The sequence below is a fragment of the Streptomyces aquilus genome (assembly GCF_003955715.1).
Lineage (GTDB): Bacteria > Actinomycetota > Actinomycetes > Streptomycetales > Streptomycetaceae > Streptomyces > Streptomyces aquilus.
The window spans coordinates 2,330,176-2,348,889 of the sequence record NZ_CP034463.1 but is presented as its reverse complement, the minus strand read 5'-3'; the positions used below and the strand labels follow the sequence as shown (position 1 = coordinate 2,348,889).

The 18,714-nt window shown below is 71.4% G+C and carries 16 protein-coding genes; 9 read left to right on the top strand and 7 right to left on the bottom strand.

The window, feature by feature from the left end:
• Positions 1-9 precede the first annotated feature (9 nt).
• From atzF to EJC51_RS10830, 4 genes are read right to left on the bottom strand one after another with little or no spacing between them, the layout of a single operon-like run.
• Positions 10-1,662, bottom strand: a complete 1,653-nt coding sequence (gene atzF / locus EJC51_RS10845) for an allophanate hydrolase (RefSeq protein WP_126270872.1) — start codon at positions 1,660-1,662, stop codon at positions 10-12.
• 7 nt (positions 1,663-1,669) lie between these two features.
• On the bottom strand, positions 1,670-5,182 hold the full coding sequence (locus EJC51_RS10840) for a 5-oxoprolinase/urea amidolyase family protein (RefSeq protein WP_126270871.1): 3,513 nt from the start codon (positions 5,180-5,182) through the stop codon (positions 1,670-1,672).
• Positions 5,179-5,811 carry an urea amidolyase associated protein UAAP2 gene (locus EJC51_RS10835; protein WP_126270870.1) on the bottom strand — a complete coding sequence of 211 codons (633 nt, stop codon included), beginning with the start codon at positions 5,809-5,811 and terminating at the stop codon, positions 5,179-5,181. The genes EJC51_RS10840 and EJC51_RS10835 overlap by 4 nt, the downstream gene beginning before the upstream one ends.
• Positions 5,808-6,632 carry an urea amidolyase associated protein UAAP1 gene (locus tag EJC51_RS10830; protein WP_126270869.1) on the bottom strand — a complete coding sequence of 275 codons (825 nt, stop codon included), beginning with the start codon at positions 6,630-6,632 and terminating at the stop codon, positions 5,808-5,810. The genes EJC51_RS10835 and EJC51_RS10830 overlap by 4 nt, the downstream gene beginning before the upstream one ends.
• A 191-nt stretch (positions 6,633-6,823) precedes the next feature.
• Here EJC51_RS10830 and EJC51_RS10825 point away from each other — a divergent pair, with 191 nt between their 5' ends.
• The 6 genes from EJC51_RS10825 (at position 6,824) to EJC51_RS10800 (ending at position 12,283) form a co-directional block, all read left to right on the top strand.
• Positions 6,824-7,450, top strand: coding sequence for a TetR/AcrR family transcriptional regulator (locus tag EJC51_RS10825; RefSeq protein WP_126270868.1), 627 nt, complete (start codon positions 6,824-6,826; stop codon positions 7,448-7,450).
• A 270-nt stretch (positions 7,451-7,720) separates the two neighbouring features.
• Positions 7,721-9,304, top strand: a complete 1,584-nt coding sequence (locus tag EJC51_RS10820; protein WP_126270867.1) for a sensor histidine kinase — start codon at positions 7,721-7,723, stop codon at positions 9,302-9,304.
• Positions 9,301-9,708, top strand: a complete 408-nt coding sequence (locus EJC51_RS10815; RefSeq protein ID WP_059196512.1) for a roadblock/LC7 domain-containing protein — start codon at positions 9,301-9,303, stop codon at positions 9,706-9,708. The genes EJC51_RS10820 and EJC51_RS10815 overlap by 4 nt, the downstream gene beginning before the upstream one ends.
• Positions 9,705-10,112 carry a DUF742 domain-containing protein gene (locus EJC51_RS10810; protein ID WP_126270866.1) on the top strand — a complete coding sequence of 136 codons (408 nt, stop codon included), beginning with the start codon at positions 9,705-9,707 and terminating at the stop codon, positions 10,110-10,112. Before EJC51_RS10815 ends, EJC51_RS10810 begins: the two co-directional genes overlap by 4 nt.
• A complete protein-coding gene (locus tag EJC51_RS10805) occupies positions 10,093-10,713 on the top strand; it encodes a GTP-binding protein (RefSeq protein ID WP_126270865.1) in 621 nt (206 codons plus the stop codon). Before EJC51_RS10810 ends, EJC51_RS10805 begins: the two co-directional genes overlap by 20 nt.
• Positions 10,714-10,786: 73 nt before the next feature.
• On the top strand, positions 10,787-12,283 hold the full coding sequence (locus tag EJC51_RS10800) for a cytochrome P450 (protein ID WP_126270864.1): 1,497 nt from the start codon (positions 10,787-10,789) through the stop codon (positions 12,281-12,283).
• Here the strand turns inward: EJC51_RS10800 and EJC51_RS10795 are convergent.
• Together EJC51_RS10795 and EJC51_RS10790 are read right to left on the bottom strand one after the other, a co-directional pair.
• A complete protein-coding gene (locus tag EJC51_RS10795; protein ID WP_126270863.1) occupies positions 12,277-13,224 on the bottom strand; it encodes an RluA family pseudouridine synthase in 948 nt (315 codons plus the stop codon). The two genes, EJC51_RS10800 and EJC51_RS10795, sit on opposite strands and share 7 nt — an antisense overlap.
• A gap of 19 nt (positions 13,225-13,243) precedes the next feature.
• A complete protein-coding gene (locus tag EJC51_RS10790; protein ID WP_126270862.1) occupies positions 13,244-14,785 on the bottom strand; it encodes an amino acid permease in 1,542 nt (513 codons plus the stop codon).
• 226 nt (positions 14,786-15,011) lie between these two features.
• On the opposite strand from EJC51_RS10790, the gene EJC51_RS10785 reads away from it, so the two are divergent.
• From EJC51_RS10785 to EJC51_RS10775, 3 genes are all read left to right on the top strand, one after another.
• Complete coding sequence (locus EJC51_RS10785; RefSeq protein WP_126270861.1) at positions 15,012-15,602, top strand: PadR family transcriptional regulator; 591 nt, start codon at positions 15,012-15,014, stop codon at positions 15,600-15,602.
• A gap of 237 nt (positions 15,603-15,839) precedes the next feature.
• A complete protein-coding gene (locus EJC51_RS10780) occupies positions 15,840-16,838 on the top strand; it encodes an ATP-binding cassette domain-containing protein (protein ID WP_126270860.1) in 999 nt (332 codons plus the stop codon).
• The gene (locus EJC51_RS10775; RefSeq protein ID WP_126270859.1) at positions 16,835-17,611 is read left to right on the top strand and encodes an ABC transporter permease; all 777 of its coding nucleotides are present in this window, start codon (positions 16,835-16,837) and stop codon (positions 17,609-17,611) included. The genes EJC51_RS10780 and EJC51_RS10775 overlap by 4 nt, the downstream gene beginning before the upstream one ends.
• A gap of 170 nt (positions 17,612-17,781) precedes the next feature.
• Here EJC51_RS10775 and EJC51_RS10770 read toward each other — a convergent pair whose 3' ends face one another.
• The gene (locus tag EJC51_RS10770) at positions 17,782-18,624 is read right to left on the bottom strand and encodes a siderophore-interacting protein (RefSeq protein ID WP_126270858.1); all 843 of its coding nucleotides are present in this window, start codon (positions 18,622-18,624) and stop codon (positions 17,782-17,784) included.
• Positions 18,625-18,714 lie beyond the last annotated feature (90 nt).

The window sequence follows — 18,714 nt, the reverse complement described above, 5'->3', positions numbered from 1 at the left end:
CTTGGGACGTCACCCGCCCGTGCCGTTCACATAGTGCCGCCAGCTGCCGTACGACGTGATGTCCTGTGCGTCGGTCAGCGCTGCTGGCTCGCAGAGGAAACCCGGGACCCTGCTCCCGTCCGACAGTTCCACGCTGCCCAGGGTCATCGGGCGGGGGAGCGTGGACAGTAGGCGGCCCAGGCCCTCTGCCGGGAGGCGCCAGATCTCTGTCTCGATCGGCGCACCTTCCTCGCCGACGTGCACCAGGCCCGGCTTCGGTGGCGTCGTGCGCAGGGCATGGAGGTGGTAGACCGGGGCCGTCGTGGTCGTACGTTCCAAGCGGGCCCCCAGCGACAGGAGTTGGGGGTTCAACGGCTGGCCCGACAGATGGGCACCCACCACCGCCAGCCTCGTCTCCGGCTGGAGCAGCCCCGCCAGCCTCGCCAGGCGTTCGTCCGTGAACGCCGGGCCGATCAGCATCACGCCGAACGGGAGGCCGTTCACCTCGCCTGCCGGTACCGCCACCGCGGCCAGGTCGAAGAGGTTGGTGGAGTTGGTGAAGCGGCCCAGGCGGGCGTTGGCGGACAGGGGGTTGGCGGCCACCTCCGCGAGGGTGGGGTGGCCCGGGGTCGTGGGGAGCAGCAGGGCGTCCGCGTCGGACAGTTCGGTCAGGGCGCGGGTGCGGAGGGCCGCCAGGCGGTCCATGTCGGCGTAGAGCTGGTGGGCCGGGATGTCTCGGGCCCGGGTGATGATGCCGGCGACCGTCGGGTCCAGGCCCGCGCCGCCCTCTGCGAGCAACTTGTCGACAAAGCTCCCTACCGCCGTGTAGCGCTCGGCCACGAACGCGCCCTCGTAGAGCATCGCGGCCGCCTCGGTGAACGGGGTCAGGTCGAGGGTGCGGATCTCGGCGCCGGCAGCCGCCAGCCGCGCGACCGCCGCCTCGTAGGCCTCCGCCCAGCCCTCGTCCAGTTCGCCGAGCTGGTCGAGGGGCGGGACGGCGATCCGCCAGGGGCCCGGTGCCCGGCCGGTCAGGGCCGGGGGTGTGCCCGTCGTCATGTGGGAGAGCGCCTGTTCCGCCTCCGGGAGGGTGCGGGCGAAGACCGTCACGCAGTCCAGCGAGGCGCAGGCCGGGACCACTCCGGTCGTCGGGACCAGGCCTCTGGTGGGCTTGAGGCCGACGATGCCGTTGAAGGCGGCCGGTACCCGGCCCGACCCGGCCGTGTCGGTGCCCAGGGCGAAGTCGACCAGGCCGAGCGCCACCGCGACCGCCGAGCCGGAGCTGGAGCCGCCGCTGATACGGGACGGGTCGTGGGCGTTGCGGACGGCGCCGTGCGGGGAGCGGGTGCCGACCAGGCCGGTCGCGAACTGGTCCAGGTTCGTGGTGCCCAGCACGATCGCGCCCGCCGCGCGGAGGCGGGCCACGACGGGGGCGTCCTCGTCGGGGTGGTAGGCGTACGCCGGGCAGCCCGCGGTCGTCGGCAGGCCCGCCACGTCGATGTTGCCCTTGGCGGCGAACAGGCGGCCGGCGAGGGGGAGGTACGCGCCGGCGGCCACGCGGGTGTCCAGGGCGCGGGCCTCGGCCTCGACCTCCGCCTGTGCGCGCAGGTCGATCCAGATCTCGGGGCGGTCCACGGCCTCGATGCGGGCGTAGGCGGCGCGGACGCGGGAGACGGCGGTGGACATCAGTCGCTCACTTTCGGTTGGTGGTGGGGGACAGGACCAGCAACGCCGTACCGGCCTCCACCTGGTCGCCCGGTCTGGCCAGGATCTCCGCCACCACGCCGTCGACCGGCGCGTGCACCCTGGACTCCATCTTCATCGCCTCCAGCGCGAGCAGCGGTTGTCCGGCCGTCACCTCGTCGCCGGACGAGACATTCAACTGCCATACGGAGGCGGCGAATTCTGCCTCGATCAGGTGCCCTCCCTCGGGGACGGTGACCTGCGCCGGGGGAGCCGGCGGTGCCGCCGCGGCCTCCGCCCTGGTGAACTCGCCCGCCGCTTCCCACGCGTCCCGTTCGGTGGCGAAGGCCCCCTGCTGGCGGGTCCTGAACTCCCGTATGGACTCGGCGTTGTCGCCCAGGAACGCCTGGTACTCGGCGAGGGAGAAGGTGCCCTCCTCGATACGGGGCACGAAGCGGCCGGAGGTGATGTCCGCCCGCAGGTCGAGGAGTTCCTCCGCGTCGACCGGGTACCACTTGATCCGGTCGAAGAAGCGCAGCAGCCAAGGGGACCCCGGCTCGAACGCGCCGCGCTGCTGCCATCCCGACCACACCTGGGTCGTACGGCCCACGAACTGGTAGCCGCCGGGGCCTTCCATGCCGTAGATGCAGAGATAGGCGCCGCCGATGCCGACCGAGTTCTCCGCGGTCCAGGTGCGGGCCGGGTTGTACTTGGTCGTCACCAGGCGGTGGCGGGGGTCCAGGGGCGTGGCGACCGGGGCGCCCAAGTAGACGTCTCCCAGGCCCAGTACGAGGTACTCCGCGTCGAAGACCGTGCGGTAGACGTCGTCCACCGAGTCCAGGCCGTTGACGCGGCGGATGAACTCGATGTTCCACGGACACCAGGGCGCGTCGTCGCGGACGCCCGCCATGTACCGGGCGATCGCCTCCCGGGTCGCCGGGTCGTCCCAGGACAGCGGGAGGTGGACCGTGCGGGAGGGGACGACGAGTTGGTCCGTCGGGGGGAGCGCGTCGACGATCTCCCGTACGGCGGCGAGGAGTTCGTGCTGGGGCAGGCGCCGTGGGTCCGTCTGGATCTGGAGGGAGCGAATGCCCGGCGTGAGGTCGGTGACCCCGTCCGGCACCGCCTCGGCCACCGCCTCCATCAGGGCGTGGACGCGCATGCGCAGCGCCAGGTCCAGCTGCATCGGCCCGAACTCGACGAGCAGGTTGTCGTCGCCGCTGCGGCGGTAGGTCACGTCACCGTCGCGGGCGAGGATGCCGCCGTCCACGATCTCCGGGCGGGGTGAGCCGTCGGCGTCCACGGGTACGAAGCGGACCGTGTCGCCCGGCCGCAGCTGGCCCAGCTTCCAGCGCTCGGTGCTCAGGACCGTCGCCGGGCACACGAAGCCGCCCAGCGAGGGGCCGTCCGGGCCGAGCAGCACCGGCATGTCGCCGGTGTAGTCGACGGCGCCGACCGAGTACGGGGTGTCGTGGATGTTGGACGGGTGCAGGCCCGCCTCGCCGCCGTCCGTGCGGGCCCAGCGGGGCTTCGGGCCGACGAGGCGGACGCCGGTGCGCGCCGAGTTGAAGTGCACCTTCCAGTCGGCGGCGTAGAAGTCGCGGATGTCGTCCTCGGTGAAGAACTCCGGTGCCGCGTGGGGGCCTTCGACGGCGGCGATGTGCCAGGTCGAGCCGTACGACGGCCGGTCGGTGACCGGTGTGCCGGTGGTGACCGACCCGCCGTGCAGGACGTCACCGGTGCGCAGCGCCCGGCCGCCGTGCCCGCCGAAACGGCCCAGCGTGAAGGTGCTCGCGCTGCCGAGGAAGGCGGGGACGTCGAGGCCGCCGGCGAAGAGGACGTAGGTGCGCAGGCCGTGCTCGGCGGGTGCGCCCACGGCCAGCAGCGACCCGGCGGGTAGCGTCACCGGCTCCCACTGGGGGACCGGCACGCCGTCCACGGTGACCTCGGCCGGGGCGCCCGTGACGCACACCGTCGTCGGGTGGGTGAACCTCAACGACGGCCCCTGGAGGGTGCATTCGAGGCCTGGCGCGCCTTCGTGGTTGCCGAGGGCCTGGTTGCCGAGCCGGAAGGCGCGGTCGTCCATCGGGCCGCACGGGGGCACGCCGACCTGCCAGTAGCCGGTGCGGCCGGGCCAGTCCTGCACGGTGGTGAGGGTGCCGCCGGAGACGACCTCGATGCGCGGGGTCGGGTCGGTGATGCTCGCCAGGGTCGCCGTCGAGTGCGTCGCCCGGGTGAAGCGCGGGTCGGCGAGGGCGGCGCGGACCAGGCCCAGGTTGGTCTCGATGCCGTCGACGCGGGTGCGGGCCAGCGCCTCGTCGAGGCGGCGCAGCGCGTGGGCGCGGTCGGAGCCGTACGCGATGACCTTCGCGAGCATCGGGTCGTACGACGTCGTCACCTCGGTGCCCGTCTCCACCCAGCCGTCGACGCGGACGCCCGGCGGGTACTCCACCCGCGTCAACAGCCCCGCGCTGGGGCGGTGTTCGCGGGACGGGTCCTCGGCGTAGACGCGGGCCTCGACGGCGTGGCCGCGCGGTGGGCCGGGGTCGCGGACGACGTCCGTCTCGCCGCCGGCCAGTCGCAGCATCCAGGCGACCAGGTCGACGCCGTAGATCTCCTCGGTGACCGGATGCTCCACCTGGAGGCGGGTGTTGACCTCCAGGAAGTAGGCCTCCTCGCGGGCGGCGTCGTAGACGAACTCGACGGTCCCGGCGGAGCGGTAGCCGACGGAGGCGCACAAGTCGCGGGCGCTGGCGGCGAGTCGCTCGCGCACGTGGTCGGGGAGGCCGGGTGCCGGGGCCTCCTCCAGGACCTTCTGGTTGCGGCGCTGGAGGGAGCAGTCGCGGTCGCCGAAGGTGACGACCCGGCCCTCGCCGTCGCCGAAGACCTGGACCTCGACGTGGCGGGCGTGCTCGACGAGGCGTTCCAGGAAGACGCCCGCGGAGGAGAAGGAAGCGGCGGCGACGCGCTGCACGCGGTCCCAGGCGTCGGTCAGCTCCTCGGCGGACCGGCATGCCGACATGCCGATACCGCCGCCTCCGCCGGTCGCCTTGAGCATGACCGGGTAGCCGATGGCCGACGCCCGCGCGAGGGCTTCGTCCAGCGAGGCCAGCAGGCCCGTGCCCGGCGCCAGCGGCACCCCCGCCGCCTCGGCCGCGGCCCGCGCCGTGTGCTTGGCGCCGAACAGCTCCAGCTGCTCCGGCGTCGGGCCGACGAAGACGATCCCGGCCTCCTCGCAGCGCCGCGCGAAGTCGGCGTCCTCGGACAGGAAGCCGTACCCGGGGTGGATGGCGCCCGCGCCGGTGTCCTTCGCCGCCTTCAGGACCAGGTCGGCGTCGAGGTACGACTCCTTCGCGGGCGCGGGCCCCAGCCGTACGGCCGTGTCGGCGAGCCGGACGTGGGCCGCCGAGCGGTCCGGGTCGGAGTACACGGCGACCGTGCGCAGGCCCAGTTCCCGTGCCGTGCGGATGATCCGTACCGCGATCTCCCCGCGGTTCGCGACGAGCAGCGTGTCGAAACTCATCCGGCGGCCCCGATCGTCATCTCCACCGCCGTCGGCTCGAAGCCGTTGCAGGGGTTGTTGATCTGCGGGCAGTTGGAGACGAGCACGAGGACGTCGCACTCGGCGCGCAGGGTGAGGGAGAGGCCCGGTGCCGAGATGCCGTCGACGATCCCGAGCGTGCCGTCCTTCTCGACCGGCACGTTCATGTACCAGTTGATGTTGGAGACCAGGTCGCGCTTGCCGAGGCCGTAGCGGGCGCCCTCGGCGAGGAAGTTGTCCACGCACGCGTGCTGCGACCAGGTGTGGTGGCCGTAGCGGAGGGTGTTGGACTCCTTGGAGCAGGCGCCGCCGACCGTGTCGTGGCGGCCGACGTCGTCGGCGACGACCGTCATCAGCGGCGTGTGCTCGTTCGACATCAGCACGCTGCCGGTGGTGAGGAAGATGCCGCCCTGGGCGTGGACGGTGTCGGGCGCGCTGTAGCGGACGGACGTGTCGTGGGCGTCGTAGACGAGGAAGTCGACGGCCTGGTTGCCGTGCAGGTCGGTGATGGTGAGCGTCTCACCGGCCCGTACGACGGACGACCAGGCGGCGCGGGCGGGAACGACGGCCTTCACGGGGACGAGGGCCTTCGCGGGAACCACGGACGTCATGCGAGCCCCCTGGCGGTGAGGAATTCGGCGGTGTTGAGGAAGGCGCGGCGGCCCTCGGGCGTGGCGTCCCACAGGGGGTCGCCGGGCGCGGTCGGGGCGGCCCGCCAGGCGAGGACCTCCAGCGGGGTGCTGACGTAGTCGGGGCGCGGGTCGGCCGGGTGCGGGACGTTGGCGATCAGCACGGTGACGTCCTGCTCGGTCCGCAGGGTGACGCTGCCGCCCGGACCGGCCGAGCCGGTGAAGTCCAGGGCGCCGTCCTCGCGGACCTCCACGCCCTGGAAGAAGGAGAGCGACGGGGGCAGATCGCGGGGCTCGAGGCCGTTCTTGGCCGCCGCCAGCTTGAACAGCTCGCGTCCGGCGGGGGAGGCGGACTGCGGGGTGCCGTCGCCGTAGCGTTTCGTGTTGCGGACGAGGGTGGAGGTGCCGCACAGCGCGTCGTGCCGGCCCGAGCTGTCGGCGACCACGGTCGCGAGGACGCGGCCCTGGTCGGACAGGAGCAGTTGTCCTTCGCCGAGGTAGGCGTTCCACTGCACCTTCACCGTGTCGGCGACGTTCAGCCGCTCCCAGGGGCGGTCCGCCGCGTACAGCAGGAGGTGGGCGCAGGCGTCGCCGCGCAGGTCGGTCAGGCGCAGTTCGGTGCCGCGGGCGAGCACCCGGTGGGTGTAGTTGCCGCCCGCGACCGTCTCGGCCCACACCAGATGGCCCGCCTCGCAGGGGGGCTCCGGCCAGTCGGCGGCGGGCACCACTGGCATGGCCTCGGTGCGCGTGCCTTCCTGGGCGCGGGCGTGATCGCGCGCTCCGTACGTGGTCGCTGTCGCCATCGCGGGACCTCCGGCTCCGGGAAACCTCATGAGGGGCTTCCTGCGGGGTATTTCTGTCGTGCGACAGAAATTAGGCGCGGGTCGGGTCACGGGGGTTGCCCGGGTGTTGCGGGGCGGTTACCGAGGGCTCACCTCGATGGCCCCTTCGGCGTGTGGATCACCAGGTGGCGCCCTGTGCGAGGATCGAACGCATGGGAACGACAGGTGGACGACGGGTCGGCAGGCCGCGGGCCGCGCAGCGGGCGGACAGCGGTCTGGAGCCGCGTGCCGAACTCCTCGCCGCGGCCGCCGAGTTGTTCACCACCCGCGGCTACGCGGCCACCACCACGCGGGCGGTCGCCGAGCGCGCGGGCATGCGGCAGGCCTCCATGTACCACTACGTCTCCGGCAAGGAGGAGCTGCTCGCCCAGCTCCTGGAGTCCACGGTCACCCCGTCCCTCGGCTACGCCCGTGACCTCCTCGCCGACGACGCGAAACCGGCCGCGGACCGCCTCTGGGAGCTGTGCCGCGCCGACGTCGAGCTGCTGTGCGGCGGCCCGCACAACCTCGGCGGCCTGTACCTGCTGCCCGAGGTGCGCGCCGAGCGATTCGCCGGGTTCCGTGCCGTGCGCGCCGAACTCAAGGACGCCTACCGGCAGTTGCTCGCCGCGACCGAGGCCGGCGGCGCGCTCGCCAAGAGCGAGCTCGACCTGCGCACCGACCTGGTCTTCGGGCTGATCGAGGGCGTCATCCTCGTCCACCGCTCCGACCCCGAACGCCCGGTGTCGGTGTTCGCGGAGGCGACGGCCGACGCGGCGCTGCGCATCGCCGGGGTCTGAACCGCCCTGTCGGAAGCGGGCCTTCACTCATCACGGTGAGTGGCTTTCGCATGCCCGTACGCCGTGACGCACCGTGTGCGAATGGCGGCTCAGCGTGTAAATGGAGTCGAGGGTACTCCTGTCGCGGGGGCGATTTCAGGTGCTTGCTGAATATGACACGGCGATGATCCGGTCGGACTAAGCTCGCCCGCAGCGCACCGAGTTGAGATGTATTCGGTCGCTTGTTCCCCAAATATGCGCCTCCCAGCCGATATGTTTCAGAGGGCCTACATGGTGAGTGTTCAATCCCCTCCCGGACGCCGTGAACTTCCCTATGCGCGCGTGCTGTTGCTGCCCGCGATACTGATGGCCGCGGCGACCGGAGCCGCAGCCGCCGCCGTGTCGGAGCCCGCCCGTACGGCCGTCGGCTGGTGCGGCGGCGTCGCCATGCTCCTGGTGCTCGCGGTGGCGGCCGAAGCGGTACGTCGCGGCCGGGCCCTGCGTGACCTGCGGGCCGAGCACGCCCGTCACACTGCGTATCTGGAACGCCGGGTCGCCTCCCACGAGGCCGAGCTGCTCCGCTTCGCCAAGGAGATCGTGCCCGACGCGATCCACCGGTTGCGATCCGGAAATTCCCCCGGTGAGGTGATTCGCCGCATCGGCGACATCGACCCCTCCTACCGCGAACTCCCCGAGGCGCAGCTGAGGGTGCTCCAGACGGTCCTCCAGATCATCGACAGCGAGGAAGCCCTGCGCGACTCCGCCCAGCGCAACTTCGTCAGCATCGCCCGCCGCGTCCAGGCCATCGTCCACCAGCAGAACAACGAACTGCGGGAGATGGAGGAGGACCACGGCCGCAACCCCGAGGTCTTCGACGACCTCCTGCGCATCGACCACGGCACCGCGCTGATCGGCCGCCTCGCCGACTCCATCTCCGTGCTCGGCGGCGGCCGCCCCGGCCGCCAGTGGCCCGACCCCGTCCCGCTCTACAGCGTGCTGCGCGGCGGCATGTCCCGCATCCTCGAGTACCGCCGCATCAAGCTGGACTCCATCGCCCAGGTCAACATCCGCGGCATCTCCGTCGAACCGGTCATCCACGCGGTCGCGGAACTCATGGACAACGCCACCCGCTACTCGCCGCCGCAGACCAAGGTCCACGTCACCGCGACCGAGGTGCAGACCGGCGTCGCCGTCGAGATCGAGGACGCCGGCGTCAGCTTCAGCGAGGAGGCCCGGAACAAGGCCGAGGGCATGCTGGAGCGGGCCAAGGCCGGCGTCGACCTCCAGGACCTCGGCGACACCCCGCGGCTCGGCCTGGCCGTCGTAGGACGTCTGTGCACCCAGTTCAACATGCAGGTCTCGCTGCGCAGTTCGGCGTACGGCGGGGTCCGCGCCGTGCTCATCGTGCCGCGCGAGATGATGACCGAGGAGCCCGCTCCCGGACTCGCCCACGGCATCGGCGCCGGTGCCGTGCCGAAGACCGAAGGTGCGCTCGAAGGTCCCAAGCGCGCACCCAAGAGGCGCCGCCCCACCAGCCCCCGTATCCCGGCCACCGTGTCCATGACGGACGAGGTCCCCGAGGTGACCGAATGGACCGCGGGCGGGCTGCCGCAGCGCCGCAGCCGGGTCAAGGTCCCGCTCAGCCAGCGGCTCGCCGAACAGGCCGCCGCGGAGAAGGCCGAGCGGGAGGGCAAGCCGTCCATCTGGTCGACGCCCGCCCCCGCCCCCGAGCCGGAGCAGAAGGAACCCGAACCCGGCCTGTGGGTCGAGGCGTTCTGGAACGGACTCAAGGGCGACCCGGACCCGACCGCATTCACCCAGCAGACCACCGAGCCGGCCCGCATCGAGGCCGACGACGAGAGGGACCACAAGTGATCCAGCAGCGCGCCAACTTCGACTGGATGCTCAAGGATCTCGCCGATGGCGTACCGGGCATCGAGATGATCGTGGTGCTCTCCGCCGACGGCCTGCGCATCGCCCGCCACGGCGGCGACCCGGACGCCGCCGACCGCGTCGCCGCGGCCTGCGCCGGGCTCCAGAGCCTGGCCGGTGCCGTGGCCCACGAGATCCCGGGCAGCGACGGCCGGATGAAGATGGTCCTCATCGAGATCAACGGCGGCTACTTCTATCTGATGGCCGCCGGCCCCAACGCCTACCTCGCCGTCCTGTCCGACGTCGTCGCCGAACCGGGACTGATGAGCAACAGAATGCGCGACCTGGTCGTCCGGATCGGGGCCCATCTGACCAGTCCGCCCCGGCGCAACGGCCAGACCGTATGACTCCTCCGCAACGCCAGCGGCGACACCCCAGCCCCGAACTCGTCGAACCGGTCCCCAAACCCGAGGGGGCGGGCGGCGGAAAGCGCCCGCCCGAACGCCTCTACGTGGTCGCGGGACCGGACGGCGAACGTGCCGACCTCGACCTCGTCACCTTAATCGTGGCGCGCGCCGACCCACCGCCCTCCGCGACGCCCGAGCAGACGGCGATGCTCCGGCTCACCACGGCCCCCCTGTCGGTGGCCGAGCTCTCGGCCTATCTCAACCTGCCGTTCAGCGTGGTGACCGTACTGCTCACCGAGATGCTGACGGCCGAACTGGTGCAGGCGCGCGCCCCGATCGTCCGGCAGGCGCTCCCCGACCGTTCCCTTCTCGAAGCGGTGATGCATGGACTTCAAAGGCTCTGACACCATCCCCGGACCACGCACAGAGGATCATCTGCCGCACACGGCCCAGGCCGCGGTGAAGATCGTGATCGTGGGCGGCTTCGGAGTCGGCAAGACGACGATGGTCGGCTCGGTCAGCGAGATCAGGCCGCTGACCACCGAGGAGACCATGACGCAGGCCGGTATCGGCGTCGACGACAACTTCGGCTCCGACACCAAGACGGCCACCACCGTCGCCATGGACTTCGGCCGGATCAGCATCACCGACCAGCTCGTGCTGTACCTGTTCGGCACCCCCGGCCAGGAACGCTTCTGGTTCCTGTGGAACGGCCTGTTCGAAGGCGCGCTCGGCGCGGTGGTCCTCGTCGACACCCGCCGCCTGGAGGTCAGCTTCGACGTCATAGGACGGCTGGAGGAGCGCGGAGTGCCCTTCGTCGTCGCCGTCAACAGCTTCCCGGACGGGCCGCGTTACCCCATGGCGGATCTGCGCACCGCGCTGGACCTGGCCCCGGAGATCCCCATCGTGGAGTGCGACGCGCGCCGCCGGGCGTCCAGCCGCGACGTGCTGATGACCCTGATGCGCTTCCTGCACTCGCTCGCCATGACGGGCGCGCTCACCTGACGCCCGACCCCTGACGGGCGCCGCCACCCGACCTCAACTCCCCTGCAACCGGATCCACTTCGGAGCAACCACTGTGACGCCTGAACCCCACTCCCTGACCGGAGCCGGCCCCCTCGCCGGCCCGCCCCCCGGCTGCCCCGCCCACGGTCGCGGCCCCGGGGGACTGCACCGGCTGTACGGCCCCGACGCGGAGGACCTCGAAGGGCTCTACGAGAAACTCCGCGAGGAACACGGCCCGGTGGCGCCCGTACTGCTCCACGACGACGTCCCCATGTGGATCGTGCTCGGCCACGCCGAGAACCTCCATCTGGTGGGCACGCCCTCGCACTTCTGCCGGGACAGCCGCATCTGGACCCCGCAGATCGAGGGCATGGTCAAGCCCGACCACCCGATGATGCCGCACATCGCCTGGGCGCCCATCTGCTCCTACGCCGAGGGCGACGAGCACCTGCGGCTGCGCGGCGCGGTCACCGGCGCCATGTCGACCATCGACTACCGCGCCATCCGCCGCCACATCAACCGCCACACCCAGCGCCTGGTCAACGAGTTCTGCGAGACCGGCGAGGCCGACCTGATGAGCCAGTTCGCCGAGCATCTGCCGATGGCCATCCTGTGCGAGATCCTCGGCATGCCGGACGAGTACAACGACCGGCTCGTCCAGGCCACCCGCGACCTCCTCAAGGGCACCGAGACCGCCAACGCCAGCCAGGGGTACGTCATGGGCGTCCTCCAGGGGCTCGCCGAACGCCGCCGCAAGGACCCGCACGACGACTTCGCCAGCCACCTCGTCCTGCACCCGGCGAAACTCACCGACGACGAGGTCACCACCCACCTCTGGCTCGTCCTCATGGCCGCCTACGAGGCCACGGTCAACCTCATCGGCAACGTCATCCGCATGGTCCTCACCGACCCCGGATTCCGCGCCCGGCTCAACGGCGGCCAGATGACGGTCCCGCAGGCGGTCGAGCAGTCCCTGTGGGACGAGCCGCCGTTCAGCACCGTCTTCGCCTACTACGCCAAGCAGGACACCGAGTTGGGCGGCCAGCGCATCCGCAAGGGCGACGGCCTGCTGTTCGGCATCGCGCCGGGCAACGTCGACCCCCGGGTACGTCCCGACCTCGACGCCAACATGCAGGGCAACCGCTCCCACCTCGCCTTCGGCGGCGGCCCGCACGAGTGCCCCGGTCAGGACATCGCCCGTGGCATCGCCGACACCGGTGTCGACGCGCTGCTCATGCGGCTCCCGGACGTCCAACTCGACTGCGACGAGGACGAGTTGGAGTGGCGGCAGTCGATCTCCTCGCGGCATCTGGTGGAGCTGCCCGTCCGGTTCGAGCCCAAGCCGCAGCAGGACATCATGCAGAAGCCGGGCCACGCACCGGTGCCCCAGCAGCGGCCCCCGTGGCAGCTCGGCACGGAACCGTCCGAGCCGGCGGCCCCCGTGACGCCGGTGGCGGCGGAGCCCCAGCCGGCTGTGCCCACGGCACCGCCGCCGCCTCTGCCGGCGCCCGAGCCCGCACGGCCGAAGGGCGCCTGGCAGCGGTTCCTGCGCTGGTGGCGGGGCTACTGACCGGCCCAGTCGGAGTAGGAGGACCAGGCTCGCAGCGTCGCGGCGCTGTGGAACCGGTGCTCCACCCCCGTGACCGGATCGGTGAACTCCAGTGAGCGTGCCAGCAGTTGCAGCGGTCGCCGGAAGTCACCGGCCGGCACGGCGTCGGCCACCACGGGATACAGCGGATCACCGAGGATGGGCAGGCCCAGGGCGTTCATGTGGACGCGCAGCTGATGGGTCTGCCCGGTGGCCGGCAGCAGCCGGTACCAGCCCAACTCGCCTCGGTGGTCGATGAGTTCGACCCGGCTGACGGCGTTGGGCTCGCCCGCCACCTCATAGGCGGCCAGTATCCCGCGTTCCTTCACGATCCGGCTGCGCACGGTCCGCGGAAGGGCGAGCGAGGGATCGTACGGCGCCACCGCCTCGTACTCCTTGCGGACCCGCCGTTCGGCGAACAGGGTCTGGTAGGCGCCCCGTTCCCCGGGGCGGACCGTGAACAGCACGAGGCCGGCGGTGAGCCGGTCGAGCCGGTGCGCGGCACCGAGCGTCGGGATGTCCAGCTCCCGGCGCAGCCGGGCGAGCGCGGTCTCGGCGACATGGCTGCCGCGCGGGGTGGTGGCCAGGAAGTGCGGCTTGTCGGCGACGACGATGTGCTCGTCCTGGTGGACGACCGTCAGCGGGAACGGCACGGCCGGCTCGTCCGGCAGCTCGCGGTGGAACCACACGTACATGCCGGGGACGTACGCCGCTTCGGGCGACACGGCACGGCCGGCCGCGTCGACGACCTGCCCCGCCGTGAACATCCCGTCGACGACCCCCGCCCCCGCCCCGCTGAGCCGTTCCACGAGGTGCTCGCGGACCGTGGTCCACGGCCCCTCGGGGGGCAGCCGCACGCGCACCGGGTCCACCCCCTCGCGCTGCGGGAGGGGAGAGGGCGGAATCCGGTTCTTGCGTCTCATCACCGGCCAGGGTAGATCGTCACGCCGGGGCGACGGCCTCCGCGGCGACCGTCGTACGGGCCTTGTACGCCCGGTAGGCCACGCCCGCCGCGACGGTCACGCCGAGGAACAGCACCGTGAACCACTGGAACCACCAGTGACCGCCCGCCGGGTCGTACACCGCCGCCCGCGGCCAGGCCAGGTTGACGGCCATGAGGAGGCCGTAGAGCAGGGCCAGGGCGTTGACCGGGACGCCCCAGCGGCCCAGGGAGAACAGGGGCGCGCCGGTCTCGTCGGTGCCGGTGGTGGTGAAGCGGCCGCGGAGGCGGGTGACCAGGAGCGGGCCGGTGACCATCGCGTACGCCAGGTACAGCATCACGATGCAGGTCGTGCCGATGGCCAGGAACGCGTCCGGTGAGGCGAAGTTCAGCAGGAGCAGGGCGGCGGCGAGGACGCCGACGACCAGGGCGGGCGCGGTCGGCATGCCGGTGCGGGAGTTGACCCGGGCGAGCCGTGCCGAGAAGGGCAGCTGGCCGTCACGGGCCATGGAGAACAGCATCCGGCAGGCCGCCGTCTGGATCGCCAGGGTCGCCACCGCGATCGCCACCACCACGTCGGCCAGCAGCACCTTGCCCACCCCGTCGCCCAGGCTGCTGGTGAGGACGTAGCTCAGCCCGTCCACGCCGAGGTGCCCGTCGCTGAGGCTGGGCGCCGCCAGCAGGCCTCCCAGCACGATCAGCCCGCCGAGCAGCCCCGCCGCGCCCAGCGCGGTGAGGATCGTACGGGGAGCGGTGCGCCGCGGATGGTGCGTCTCCTCGCTCATCTCGCCCGCGCTGTCGAAGCCGATCATCACGTACGCCGCCGTGAACGAACCGACCAGCAGCGCCCCGAACAGGCCGCTCTGCGCCGCGCCCTCGGTGTGGAAGGTGATGCCCGGCGTGCGCTCGGAGTGCGTGAGCAGCAGGACGACGATGAGGACCGCGCCGATGATCTCGGCGGTCACACCGACCCGGTTGATCACGGACATCACGCGGTTGTCCAGGACGTTCACCAGCGTCGTCAGCGCCAGCAGGACCACCCCGAGCAGCGCCGCGTTGGCCGCGCCGTCCGCCGAGGTCGGTGCCGGGTCGGTGCCGATCAGCTGGAAGCCGGACCAGATGGCGGGCAGCACCATCTGGAGCGCCAGGGCCGCCGCCGCGACCACCACGATCTGCCCGATCACCATGATCCAGCCGGCGAACCAGCCGAAGGTGAGGTTCGACAGCCGGGACGACCACTGGTAGATCGCGCCCGAGATCGGATAGCGCGCCGCCAGCTCGGCGAAGCAGGCGGCCACCATCAGCTGCCCGAGCAGCACCGCGGGCCAGGCCCAGAAGAAGACGGGGCCGCCGAACGCGTACCCGAAGGCGAAGAACTGGAAGACGGTCGTCAGGACGGAGATGAAGGAGAACCCGGCCGCGAACGAGGCGTATTTGCCGAGGCTGCGGTGGAGCTCCTGGCGGTAGCCGAACTCGGCGAGGGAGCGGTCGTCGGGGGAGTGCGGTGGATCGGGGCGGACGTCGGACGGGGTGGTGGTCGTCACGGAGGCACCTGCCTTCGACGCGGTATTCCTGTCAGGCGACAGAAATTAAGGAGAGGCTGTTTCGCCCCGATGACGCGGCCATGTCGATGGCGGTCCCAACTCCTCACGCCCTTGCGCGGACCACCAGAACGCGATACATCGTGTCTATTGACGGTCGGTCGCGGCTCGCGATATGTTCGGCTACGGATATTCGGACTCGGGTGAGGATGTGAGGTGGATCGGACCCATGCGGCGACGCAAGCTCCGCAACCCCCTGGCGCTCGCCGTGCTGGCGACGCTGTGGCAGAAGCCGATGCATCCCTACGAGATCGCCCAGACCCTGCGCCGCCAGGGCAAGGACTCCAGCACGAAGATCAACTACGGCTCGCTCTACACGGTCGTGCAGAGCCTCGAGAAGCACGGCTTCGTCGAGATCACGGACGTGGAGCGGCAGGGCAACCGGCCCGAGCGCACGGTGTACGGCATCACGGCGGCAGGCCGTCAGGAGACCACCGAGTGGATGTCGGACCTGGTCGCCTACCCGGCCAAGGAGTACCCGATCTTCGAGACCGCGCTCTCGCTGCTCGGCGTGCTGCACCCGGACGACGTGGTGACCCTGCTGGAGGAGCGGCTCGAAGCCCTGCTGGTCAAGGCGGCCGCCGACCGCGGCGCGCTGGAGAAGCTGTCGGAGACGTTGCCCCGGCTCTTCCTCGTGGAGAACGAGTTCCAGCTCCATATGGTGGAGGCGGAGGCGGAGTGGGTCCGCGGCTTCCTCGACGAGCTCAAGGCAGGCGCACTGCCCCGGATCGAGGAGTGGAAGGCCCTGCACGAGACGTGACCTGAACCGGCAGCCGAACAAGAGGCTGAACAAGGAAGCCGAACAAGGAAGCCGAACAAGAGGCAGAACAAGAACAGGCCCCGGCACGGCTGTTGCAGCAGCGGTGCCAGGGCCTCGAACCCCGAGCTGAATCCGCCGTGAGGCACATCCAGGCGATCGAGGTGCGGCACACCCAGGATAGCCCGGTGCCCCTCCAGCGGATCAGCTGTCATCCGCTCACCCAGGAGAGCACCTGCCATGACCACCCGTGCGCCCGCAGTCGAGGCGCGTCAGCTGATCAAGACCTACCCCGGTGACGTCACCGCCCTCAACGGCATGGACCTCACCGTCGAACCCGGCACGGTCTTCGGGCTCCTCGGCCCCAACGGCGCCGGCAAGTCCAGCACCGTCAAGATCCTCACCACCCTGGCCCGCCCCGACTCCGGCTCCGCCACCGTCGCCGGTCATGACGTGCTGCGCCACCCGGACCGGGTCCGGCGCGCGATCGGCGTGGTCGCCCAGAACTCCGGCGCCGACCCCGTCGCCACCGGTCGCGAGAACCTCCGGCTCCAAGGGCGGCTGCACGGCCTGACCGGCGCCGATCTCGACCGCCGGGTGGCCGGGCTGCTCGACCGCTTCACCCTCGCCGATGCCGCGAACCGCCAGGTCAAGGGCTACTCCGGCGGCATGCGACGCCGACTGGACGTGGCCCTCGGGCTGGTGCACCGCCCTCAGGTCCTCTTCCTCGACGAGCCCACCACCGGCCTCGACCCGGAGGCCCGCGGTGCGATGTGGGACGAGATCGGCCGGCTCGCCGGCGAGGAGGGGCTGACCATCCTGCTCACCACGCACTACCTCGAAGAGGCCGACCGGCTCGCCGAACGCGTCGCGATCGTCGACCGCGGCCGGGTCGTCGTCGAAGGCACCCCCGACGCCCTCAAGGGCGAACTCCGCGGCGACGCCGTCCATCTGGAACTGCGCGCCACGGTCGGCGAAGCCGGTCGCACGCTGCTCAAGGGCGCCCTCGGCGGACTGCCGGGCGTGCACGAGGTGGTGGTCGACGGCCACCGCGCCAGCGTCCGCGCCGACGACGGGGCGGCCGCGATGCCCACCCTGCTCGGCGCCCTGGAGCGGGCCGGGGTCGGCGTCGCCGCCGCGACCGTCGCCCGCCCCTCGCTCGACGACGTGTACCTCCGGTACACCGGCCGCCGCTACACGCAGACCGACGAACTCGTCCTCGCGGGAGGTGAGCGATGAGCGCCGCCGTCGCCCAGACCTGGTACATGACACAGCGTCAACTCATGGTGTTCGTACGGCAGCCCGCCTTCGCGATCATCACGCTGATCCAGCCGGTCTTCTGGCTGTTCCTGTTCGGCAGCCTGTTCCGCCATGTCGTCGAGCTCGGCGGCTTCGGCACCACCTCCTACCTCGACTACCTCGTCCCGGGCGTGGTCGTGATGAGCGCCCTCAGCTCCAACATGTGGGCCGGGATGACCACCCTCGACGAGATCCAGCGCGGCACCCTCGACCGCTTCCTGACCACGCCGGTCAGCCGGACCGCGCTGATGAACGGCAACGTCGTCAACAACGGCCTGGTCACCGCCCTCCAGTCGGTCGTCATCGTGCTGCTCGGGCTGCTGGGCGGGGCGGACTACCCCGGAGGGATCGCGGGCGTCGCGGTGCTGGTGCTCGCCTCGGTCCTGCTCGGCACCGTCTTCGGGGCGTTCTCCAACGCGCTGGGGATGCTGGTGCGGGAGCGGGAGTCGATCATCGGCATCAACACCTTCCTGCTGCTGCCGCTGACGTTCCTGTCCTCCGCCTTCATGGCGCCGAGCCAGATGCCGTCCTGGATCCGGCACGTCGCCGACTTCAACCCGCTCAACTGGGCGATGGTGGCCGGTCGTTCGGCACTGTCGGCGGACCCGGACTGGGGCGCGGTCCTGGCGCGCGGCGGGGCGCTGCTGGGGCTCGCGGTGGTGGCGGTGTGGCTGTCGATACGGACGTTCAGGTCGTATCAGCGGTCGGTGTAGTGCCGTATCAGCGTCGGTGTAGCGCCGTATCAGCGGTCGGTGTAGTGCCGAATCAGCGGTCGCTGTGGCGCCGTATCAGCGGTCGCTGTGGCGCCGTATCAGCGGTCGGTGCGGCGGGAAAGGCGAAGGAGGGCGCCTCGGCGCCCTCCCGAAACCTACTGACCGCCGAGCTACGCCGCCGGCGTGCCCTCCTGCTCGCTCTCGATCCGGGCGTTCCACTCCCGCTTCGAGGCCTGCCAGCCGTCCTCGTTGTGGCCGAGGCGCCAGTAGCCGGAGATCGACAGGTCCTCGCGGGGGATCTCCCGCTCGACCCGCAGCAGGTGCCGCAGCTCCTTCACGAAGTGCGCCTCGCCGTGCACGAACGCGTGCACCCGCCCCTCGGGGAACTCCAGCGCCCGCACGGCATCGGTCAGCGCCTCGCCGACCGGGCGGTCCCCGCGGTGCAGCCAGACGACCTCCACGTCGGAGTCGATCTTCTGCTCCTCCTCGGGACCGGCCACCTCGACGAAGGCGTACGCGGTGGCACCGTCGGGCAGCGCCTCCAGGGAACGGGCGATCGCGGGCAACGCACTCTCGTCACCGACGAGCAGATGCCAGTCGGCGGCCCCGTCGGGGGCGTAGGCGCCGCCCGGGCCCATGAAGTGGACGGTCTCGCCCGGCTGGACCCGCATGGCCCACGGGCCGGCGAGGCCCTCGTCACCGTGGATCACGAAGTCGAGGGTCATCTCGCGGTGCTCGGCATCCCAGTGGCGGACCGTGTAGGTGCGGGTCACCGGCCACTGCTCGCGCGGGAACTCCTCGCGGATCCGCTCCACGTCGAAGGGCTCGGGATAGACGGCACCCCCGGCCGGGAACAGCAGCTTGACGTAATGGTCGGTGCAGGTGTCCGCCGCGAACTCGGCGAGCCCCTCGCCACCGAGCACCACCCGCTGCATGTGCGGGGTCAGTCGCTCGGTGCGGACGACCTGCGCGGAATGCGGCTTCCGCGGCTTGCGTCCCGGTCGTTCTGCCATGGCGGCCTCCCTGCTCCCATGCTTAGGCTTACCTAAGTTAGCATCTCCCCCCTGCACCACACCCCTTGGCCGAAGGCAAGATTAGGCCAA